This window comes from Streptomyces sp. NPDC085946, assembly GCF_044540485.1.
Lineage (GTDB): Bacteria > Actinomycetota > Actinomycetes > Streptomycetales > Streptomycetaceae > Streptomyces.
Genome location: NZ_JBITSF010000016.1, coordinates 198,810 through 206,386, shown reverse-complemented (window position 1 = coordinate 206,386; position 7,577 = coordinate 198,810). Strand labels below are relative to the sequence as shown.

The window sequence follows — 7,577 nt, the reverse complement described above, 5'->3', positions numbered from 1 at the left end:
GACCTGCTGAGGTGCTGGACCGGCACCTGCACCACCTGCGGCCGCCCCCTCAAGACCAGCAGAACCAGAGCCAGAACCTAACGAAGCACTACTAGGCAGTTTCGTTTGGATCATCGGGCGGACCGGAGGAAGATGCCCGCGATGTGGAGTCCGGCCAGGTAGATGGTCGCGGTCTTCTCGTAGCGGGTGGCGATACCGCGCCACTGCTTCAAGCGGTTGATGCACCGCTCGACGGTGTTGCGCTGCTTGTACGCCTCCCGGTCGAAGGCCGGCGGTCTGCCACCGACCGGTCCGCGCCGCATCCGGTTGGCCTGCTGATCGGCCCGCTCCGGGATCACCGCCCGGATGCCACGTCTGCGCAGGTGGTCGCGGATCTGGCGGGAGGAGTAGGCCTTGTCGGCCAGGACCAGGTCCGGCCTGGTGCGCGGACGACCGCGCTGTCGGGGAACGCGCAGGCGGGCCATGACGTCGGTGAAGGCAGGTGCGTCGCCGGCCTGGCCGGCGGTGAGGTGGAACGCCAAGGGCCGGCACCGGCCGTCGGCGGCAAGGTGGATCTTTGTGGTCAGTCCGCCGCGGGAGCGGCCGATGGCATGGTCGGCCGGCTCGCCGGCCGGGGCCCTTTTTTGCGGGCCCCGGCCGCGTGCTGGTGAGCCCGCACGATGGTGGAGTCCACCGACACGGCCCAGCTGACGTCTTCCTCCGCGTCGGCCTGGGCCACCAGGGCGGTGAAGACCCGCTCCCAGGTGCCGTCGACGGCCCACATCCGCAGCCGGTTGTAGACGCCCCGCCAGTTGCCGTACTTTTCCGGCAGATGCACCCACTGCGTACCGGTCTGGAACTTGTAGGCGATCGCGTCGATCACCTCACGATGGTCCCGCCAGCGGCCACCCCGCTTCGGCGTGCGGTCCGGGAGCAACGGCTCGATCCGCGCCCACTGCGCATCAGTCAACGGCACACCCAGACCAACGACCAACTGATCCAAACGAAACTGCCTAGACCTCGATGTAGGCGACGACCACGACGGTGCGCAGCGCGGTGACGAAGTGCAGGACCCGGACGGACTCGATGTCGTCGGTGTACTGGCGCAGCTGGGGGCCGGAGGTGCCGCCGGGGATTGGCTCGCCGATGTCGGGGGCGACGGAGATGACGACCAGGGCGCGGTCCAGGGCGTGGATCTCCGCCTCGCTGGTGATGTTCTCCAGCTGTTTGGCGGCGGAGTCGGAGAAGGCGATGCGGGCGCGGCGCGGGCCGCGCTGCGGGGTCATCAGGCGACGGCCGGGCGCTGGCGAGCGAGCCGGGCGAGGTGGGCCTCGCGCAGCTCCTCCCATGGCGTGCAATCATCCACCGAGGGCAGGCCGTTGGTGGCGATGTCCTCCAGGACGGCGGCGAACCGGTCGGCGTCGGCGCGGGTCTTGGCCGCGTACGCGCGCACTGCGTCAGCGGCCGCGGGCTCCAGCTGCTGCCGGGCGGCGGTGTCGGCGGGGGCCGGCTGTTCGCTCATTGAGGGCTCCAGGGCGCGTAAGGCGTGTCTGACCACGGTATCGCCGGGCGGAAGCGCCGGGGACCACTCCTGCCGAATCCGACATCGACTGCGGACCGTAGGCGAGCCCGGGGGTGTCACGCTGATCGGCGCAAGGTCGATATTCGAGGGCCGGGTTTGTGATTTCGTGCTGAGTCCACAGCGTGGCACCGGAGCGGGACCCTCTGGTCCTGATGGACCGCGATCCGCAGGTCTTGGGGATCTTTTCGTATGTCAGCGGCGGGTGACGGTGTAGCCGGTGTCGTTGACAGCGCGGGTCCACACGTCGCGGTCGAACCACTTAGAATTCCTAACAGAATGCTGCAACTTGCCTTGGAATGACGGTGTCTGATGGCTTGTCAGCCTGCACATGAGGAGGGGTGAGCGGCCGCCGTGGATCGTCCCCGATGAGCTGTGGGCGCGGATCGAGCCGTTGCTGCCGGTCGTGCAGCGCCGCACTGATCACCCGGGGCGCAAGCGTCTGGACGACCGGAAGGTGCTGTCAGGCACCCTGTTCGTGCTGTACACGGGCATTCCGTGGGAGTTTCTGCCGCAGGAGCTGGGCTTTGGTTCCGGCATGACCTGCTGGCAACGCCTGCGCGACTGGAACGACGCGGGTGTCTGGCAGCGTCTGCACGAATCGCTCCTGGCCGAACTGAACGCCGCCGGCGCGCTGAACTGGTCGAAAGCGGTGATCGACGGCTCCCACGTGCGGGCCATGAAAGGCGGCCCAAAACCGGACCGAGCCCGGTCGACCGTCCCCGAACAGGCTCCAAGCACCATGTGATCACCGAAGGGCACGGCATCCCGCTGGCGGTTTCGCTGACCGGTGGAAACCGCAACGACGTCACCCAGCTCATCCCCCTGCTTCAGGCCGTCCCGCCCGTACGCGGCCGGCGAGGGCGGCCTCGACAGCGACCGATCACGCTCTGTGCCGACCGCGGCTACGACCACGACAAGTACCGCAAGCAGGTCCAGGCCCTGGGCATCACCCCCGTCATCGCCCGTCGCGGCACCGACCACGGCTCAGGTCTGGGCGTCCACCAGTGGGTGGTCGAGCAGAGCTTCGCGCTGCTGCACTGGTTCCGTCGGTTACGCATCCGCTGGGAAATCCGCGACGACATCCACGAAGCGTTCCTCAGTCTGGCCTGCGGCATCATCTGCTGGCGCCGACTGGTCAACCTCTCACTTTGTTAGGGGTTCTTAGGCCACGGAGTGATCTGCGCCCACCGGCCGGGCGTGTACCGGATCGTGCGCGCGCCGGGTGTCCCGTCCGCGTAAGCAGCCGCATTCGTCTCCCACCAGCGGCCCAGCGCCCGTACAACGGGACCGGGCAGCAGGCGTGCGGCCATCTCGCGGTCCACCGCGTCCGCACGCTCCTGGCGGCCCCGTCCGTCCTGCTCCTCCTGCTCGGTCACGAGCCGTTCCCTGCCTGACGTGCCGCCGAGTCGGGGGAGGAGGCGGCGGATTCGTCCGGTTCGGGTTGCTTCGGTACGCCCCCGCCGCCCCGGAAGCGTGCCACCTGCGCGAACGCTTCCCCGGACAGCATCGGGCAGAACAAGCTCAGGACAACGACGAGTCGCCACCTTGTGCCGGCTCACGGCCGCGGTCGCGGTCATCGGCCGGCCGGTCGTGCCTAGCCCTGCGTGGAAATGCAGAAGGGATGGCCTGCGGGGTCCAGCAGGACCCTCCGCTGATCGGGGTGCGGCTGGACAGGCGGTTCCATGGCGCCCAGTGCCAGCATCCGTGCGTGGGCGGCGTCCAGATCGTCGACGCCCAGTTCCATGTGGGCCTGCTTGCCCTGGGACGGGTCCGGCCAGGTCGGACGCCGGTAGTCGGCCACCCGGATGAAGCCCAGTCCGGGTGAACCCTCCCGGCCGAGCAGGACGAAGTCGTCGCTGGAGTGGACGACGGGCAAGCCGAGCGCGTCGCCGTAGAAGCGGGCCAGTTCGGCGGGGTCCGGGCAGTCGAAGTCGACGGACAGCAAGCGGATCGCGGGCCCGGATGCGGGTTCGGTTCTCATGGGGAGGACGCTATGACGGGACCAGGACAGTTCCGGTCCTGGTCATGAGGAACACTTCGGGATGTGATCAGTACCTCCGCCCGCCTGCTGCGACTGGTTTCGCTGCTGTCCACTCGACCGACGTGGACCTGCCGCGAACTGGCCGAGCGTATGGCGGTCACCGACCGCACGGTCCGGCGGGACATCGCCCGGCTGCGGGAACTCGGCTACGGCATCGAGTCCGACCCCGGCCCTTGGGGCGGCTACCGCCTCGGCGGCGGCACCCGGGTACCGCCGCTGATCCTCGACGACGAGGAGGCGTTCGCCGTGGTCGTCGCGCTGCGGGAGGCCGCGCTCAGCGGCGTCCTGGGCAGCGACCAGGCCGCGCTGTCGGCGCTGCTGAAACTACGGCAGGTCCTGCCGCCCCGGATCGCGGACCGGCTGGGCGAGATGGACGCGACCTTCGTGCACACTCCCAGGTCCGAAGGCCGGCAGATCTCGCCCGGCCTGCTACTGCAACTGGCCGTCGTCTGCCGCCGTGGCGAGCGCACCCGTCTGTCGTACCGGGACCACGCGGGGAAGGACACGGTCCGGGACGTCGCCCCCTACCGCCTGGTACACACAGGCCGCCGCTGGTACTTCGTCGCCCACGACATCGCCCGGGGACAATGGCGCACCTTCCGGGCCGACAGGGTGGCACAGGTACAACCGACCGGACACACCGTCGAACTCGTCGACCCGCCCGACCCGGCGCTTCTCGTCTCCCGGTCCATCGCAAGCGTCGTGTACCCGCTCTATGTCACAGTCCGGCTGCCGCACCCCATGGACCAGGCGCTACGGCTGGTCCCACCCACCATCGGCACCCATCGCCCGGACGGCCCGGACACCACCATCGTCGACATCGGCGGCAACGACGCCGACCAGCTCGCCACATACCTCCTCAGCCTGGGCACCACGCTACGGGTCCTGTCACCGGACCCCGTACGGGAGGCGCTGCTGCGCCGCACCCGGACCCTGTTCGAGGACAACAGAGACAGCCAGCCCCGGTAGCGGACGCTGCACCGGATACGAGGTCTCAGCCGCACCCACCGCCTCCGACCGGCTCGCCCCGGCCCGAGCCCGCCGGGGGTTCAGGAACATCCGGGCTCACCCTGCCTGCCCGACCCGTGTTCCTGAACCCCGAGGCACCGACCCCGGACGGCCTCACACCACATGAGCAAGGCTGATCACACAGCAGAGCGTCCGTGCCGACCGCACCCGGCACGGACCCTCTGCACGGGGCCCGCGCAGACGTTCCAGTGCGGACGGTCAGACGGTCTCCCCGCCAGGGCCGGCGGCGATACCAGGTGGCGTGCGCCGGATCCGTGCGGCCGGGATCATTTCCGGACGGCGGCAGTCCATGCTGGGCCCGGAGCACGTCAGCCTGCGCCTCGAGAAGTCCAGCCTGAACACGCACCTTCTCGGCGCCGGCTGTTCCTCATGACCGGATGAACCGAGCGAGACCGCATTGTGATGCGCGGGTGCACAACCCCGTGCGGATGCCAGCCGTCTGTAGGGCGCTGGAGGGATATCCCTTCGGCCGCATTGCGGTACGGAGATTGGGGATCAGGTGGGGAAGCAGTTGTGGAGAGTCGTCGTGGCCGGTGGCGCGGCGGCGGTGTTCACGGCCGTGGCCGCGGCGCCGGCCGGGGCGGCCGAGGGTGGTGTCTCGTTCACCCGTGTCCAGGTGAACGACGGCAAGCCGATCGTGATCGGGGTGTCGAACGAGGTCGCGGTGCCCGCCTCCTTCCGGATGGCGACCACTCAGGCGTGGGAGTACCCAGCGGTGTACCTGTACCGGAGCGGCGGGGATGAACTGTGGCACGCCATCGAGACGAGCGACTGCATCAAGGTGAGCTCGGGCGTCTGCGACTTCAACGAGACGATGTACTTCGACCCAAGTGTGTGGGACATGCGCAACAGTGAGGCCGGGGCCTGGAAGGTCGCGGCCCGGGTGTTCTTCAAGGGCGACGGCGGCGACACCGACGACGAAGGGCTGACGGTCCACGTCAAGCGCAACTCCCGCCTGACCGTCAACGCCTCGCCCGAACCGGTGGCCAAGGACAAGACCATCACCGTGACCGGAAAGGTCACACGGGCCAACTGGGAGACCAGGAAGTACGCCTCCTACGGAGGCCGCCTGGTGAGCCTGCAGTTCAAGCCCTCCGGCGCCGCCTCCTACACCACGGTGAAGAAGGTGTACGCCAGCAGCTCGGGTGATCTCAGCACAACCGTGAAGGCCTCCAAGACGGGTACGTGGCGCTGGGCGTACTTCGGCAACAGCACCACCGGACCGTCGACGTCGTCAGGGGACTATGTCGTGGTGAACTGATGTCCGCGTGCAGATCTCACAGGATGACGGTCACAGCCGCGACCAGTCCCTGGAACTCGCCGTCTCCGTCGCAACGTGACAGTGCCATGCTTCGACGATCCGGTCGAACCCCGGCTGCCCGCCCCGGTCCCACTCCACCGCCACAACCGCCCCTTGCCGCAGATCCCGCCCGGCCGATGATCCCACTCGACACTGACACCCCACCGGGGCGACCTCTCGCATCCCAGCGGCGCCGGATCCTTCAACGGGCGGGCCAAAGCCCGCAGCAGGCACCGCGCTGGCCGGCCTGCGGACGGCCGCGCCCGCTTCGGCTCCAAGCACCACCTGATTGTCGATCGGCAGGGAACCCCACTCGCAGCCACGCTCACCGGCGGCAACCGGCATGACGTCACTCAGCTCCTGCGATCCCCGCAGGTTTAGGGAAACCGGAGGTCTATCAGCGCGAACCCGCGGGTCCATCGATGTGCGTCAGGCCGATGCATCTGTAGGTTCGGGTGAAACGCGAGGATGCTGAGCGATCCGAAGGATCTCGTCGGTGACGTCGGCCTGGATGTCCTCGGTCATCACGACCGCCTGCCGAGCTGCCAGTTGTGCACCCAGGGTCGGCGTACCGGTCCGGGGCCGGGGTGGCGCGTGCCGTGTCCGGGTCCGGCCTCCGGACCAACGCCGCCGTCCCCAGCCAGGTGGTGCCCCGTGCAGAGTCGAGCAGCAGGTCAGGTCTGATCCGCGGCGCGCAGGGCCCGCGCCAGCCATTCCAGCTCCTCGGTCGCGTCGGGCGACGAATTCCGCCCGCGCACACGGGCGACGAGCCTGCGGTAGTGCTCCGCTCCTGCCTCGATCCCGGCCTCCAGGCTGCGCAGCACGGCGGCCCGATCGGCGTCGCCGAACAGCTCGGACAGCACCTCGGCCGCCTCCGGTCCCTCGGGGGCGACCCCGCGTTTTCTGACCTCCGCGACGGTCTGCACGATCTGCCTGGCCCACCAGATGGACGCCCCAGGGGGGCGGCCCTGCCCCGCTATGGGCGTGTTGAGCTCCATCCATGTGCGCAACCGGGCGCGGAACCCGGGGTCCCGAACCAATTCGGCCAAGTCGATCCAGGCGTCGACCTGCTCAGGTGTGGGATCGTCGGGCAATTCGATGCTGAAGGCGCGTATGCGGTCGCGCAGGCGCGGGTCGTCGAGGTCGCCGAACACCTCCTCCTTGAACTCGTCGATGATCTGCTTGCGCTCGGCGGCGGAAAGCCGCGCCAACCGGTTCATCAGTGCTGTCTCCTCAACGGTGGAACCCCGTTTCGCCACGGTGGACAGGACGGCCCGGCTCACCTTGAGGGAGCGGATCTGCGCGTCGAGCGCGGCCACATGCGCGTCGGCGACCTCGGCGACCGTGGTGCGACCACTCAGGACACGGCACACGTCGTCGAGCCCGAGGCCCAGCTCCCGCAGGGTACGGACCAACTCGACGCGGGCCACGGCCCCGGCGTCGTACAGCCGGTAGCCGCTCGCGGAGCGGGCCACAGGGGGCACCGCTCCCTCGTCCGACCAGAAGCGCAGGGTACGTACCGGAAGTCCGGTGCGGTGCGCGAGCCGGCCGATGGTGAGCACTTCGGGGCGTTCGTCGTCCATGAGTAAGATCCTGAACCCTCCGGCGGCTGGAGACTCAAGCGCCTCAGTGCGACATCCCGTGAG

At 69.1% G+C, this 7,577-nt stretch carries 9 protein-coding genes and 1 pseudogene; 4 read left to right on the top strand and 6 right to left on the bottom strand.

Annotated features, from left to right (window positions below; genetic code table 11):
* Positions 1-110 precede the first annotated feature (110 nt).
* From ACIF8T_RS28370 to ACIF8T_RS28360, 3 genes are all read right to left on the bottom strand, one after another.
* A protein-coding gene (locus tag ACIF8T_RS28370; RefSeq protein ID WP_400038946.1) for an IS5 family transposase occupies positions 111-973 on the bottom strand; the annotation gives its coding sequence in 2 pieces (ribosomal slippage) (positions 111-599 and positions 602-973; 861 coding nt in all).
* Positions 974-992: 19 nt separating this feature from the next.
* A complete protein-coding gene (locus ACIF8T_RS28365; protein WP_400038942.1) occupies positions 993-1,265 on the bottom strand; it encodes a hypothetical protein in 273 nt (90 codons plus the stop codon).
* Positions 1,265-1,501, bottom strand: coding sequence for a hypothetical protein (locus ACIF8T_RS28360; protein WP_400038941.1), 237 nt, complete (start codon positions 1,499-1,501; stop codon positions 1,265-1,267). Before ACIF8T_RS28360 ends, ACIF8T_RS28365 begins: the two co-directional genes overlap by 1 nt.
* 388 nt (positions 1,502-1,889) lie before the next feature.
* On the opposite strand from ACIF8T_RS28360, the gene ACIF8T_RS28355 reads away from it, so the two are divergent.
* Positions 1,890-2,716 (top strand): IS5 family transposase gene (locus ACIF8T_RS28355; protein WP_400038940.1). Its coding sequence is split into 2 segments (ribosomal slippage): positions 1,890-2,250 and positions 2,250-2,716, totalling 828 coding nucleotides; the frame shifts between segments, so codons are not numbered across the junction.
* On the opposite strand, the gene ACIF8T_RS28350 is transcribed toward ACIF8T_RS28355, so the two are convergent.
* Both ACIF8T_RS28350 and ACIF8T_RS28345 read right to left on the bottom strand, forming a co-directional pair.
* The gene (locus ACIF8T_RS28350) at positions 2,713-2,937 is read right to left on the bottom strand and encodes a hypothetical protein (protein WP_400038939.1); all 225 of its coding nucleotides are present in this window, start codon (positions 2,935-2,937) and stop codon (positions 2,713-2,715) included. The two genes, ACIF8T_RS28355 and ACIF8T_RS28350, sit on opposite strands and share 4 nt — an antisense overlap.
* A 218-nt stretch (positions 2,938-3,155) precedes the next feature.
* Positions 3,156-3,542 (bottom strand): VOC family protein, encoded by a 387-nt coding sequence (locus ACIF8T_RS28345; protein WP_400038938.1) that lies wholly within the window; start codon positions 3,540-3,542, stop codon positions 3,156-3,158.
* A gap of 63 nt (positions 3,543-3,605) precedes the next feature.
* On the opposite strand from ACIF8T_RS28345, the gene ACIF8T_RS28340 reads away from it, so the two are divergent.
* The 3 genes and pseudogenes from ACIF8T_RS28340 to ACIF8T_RS28330 form a co-directional block, all read left to right on the top strand.
* The gene (locus ACIF8T_RS28340) at positions 3,606-4,571 is read left to right on the top strand and encodes a helix-turn-helix transcriptional regulator (RefSeq protein WP_400038937.1); all 966 of its coding nucleotides are present in this window, start codon (positions 3,606-3,608) and stop codon (positions 4,569-4,571) included.
* 559 nt (positions 4,572-5,130) lie between these two features.
* Complete coding sequence (locus tag ACIF8T_RS28335) at positions 5,131-5,892, top strand: hypothetical protein (protein ID WP_400038936.1); 762 nt, start codon at positions 5,131-5,133, stop codon at positions 5,890-5,892.
* A 285-nt stretch (positions 5,893-6,177) separates the two neighbouring features.
* Positions 6,178-6,294, top strand: a pseudogene (locus ACIF8T_RS28330) (transposase); the annotation flags it as partial.
* A gap of 311 nt (positions 6,295-6,605) precedes the next feature.
* On the opposite strand, the gene ACIF8T_RS28325 reads toward ACIF8T_RS28330, so the two are convergent.
* Entirely contained in the window at positions 6,606-7,514 is a 909-nt protein-coding gene (locus tag ACIF8T_RS28325; RefSeq protein WP_400038935.1) for a MerR family transcriptional regulator, read from the bottom strand.
* Positions 7,515-7,577 lie beyond the last annotated feature (63 nt).

What these genes read in the sequence shown, in the direction of transcription:
- ACIF8T_RS28365 (WP_400038942.1), bottom strand. Translation starts at nt 1,265, where the DNA reads ATGACCCCGCAGCGCGGCCCGCGCCGCGCCCGCATCGCCTTCTCCGAC.
- ACIF8T_RS28360 (WP_400038941.1), bottom strand. Translation starts at nt 1,501, where the DNA reads ATGAGCGAACAGCCGGCCCCCGCCGACACCGCCGCCCGGCAGCAGCTG.
- ACIF8T_RS28345 (WP_400038938.1), bottom strand. Translation starts at nt 3,542, where the DNA reads ATGAGAACCGAACCCGCATCCGGGCCCGCGATCCGCTTGCTGTCCGTC.
- ACIF8T_RS28325 (WP_400038935.1), bottom strand. Translation starts at nt 7,514, where the DNA reads ATGGACGACGAACGCCCCGAAGTGCTCACCATCGGCCGGCTCGCGCAC.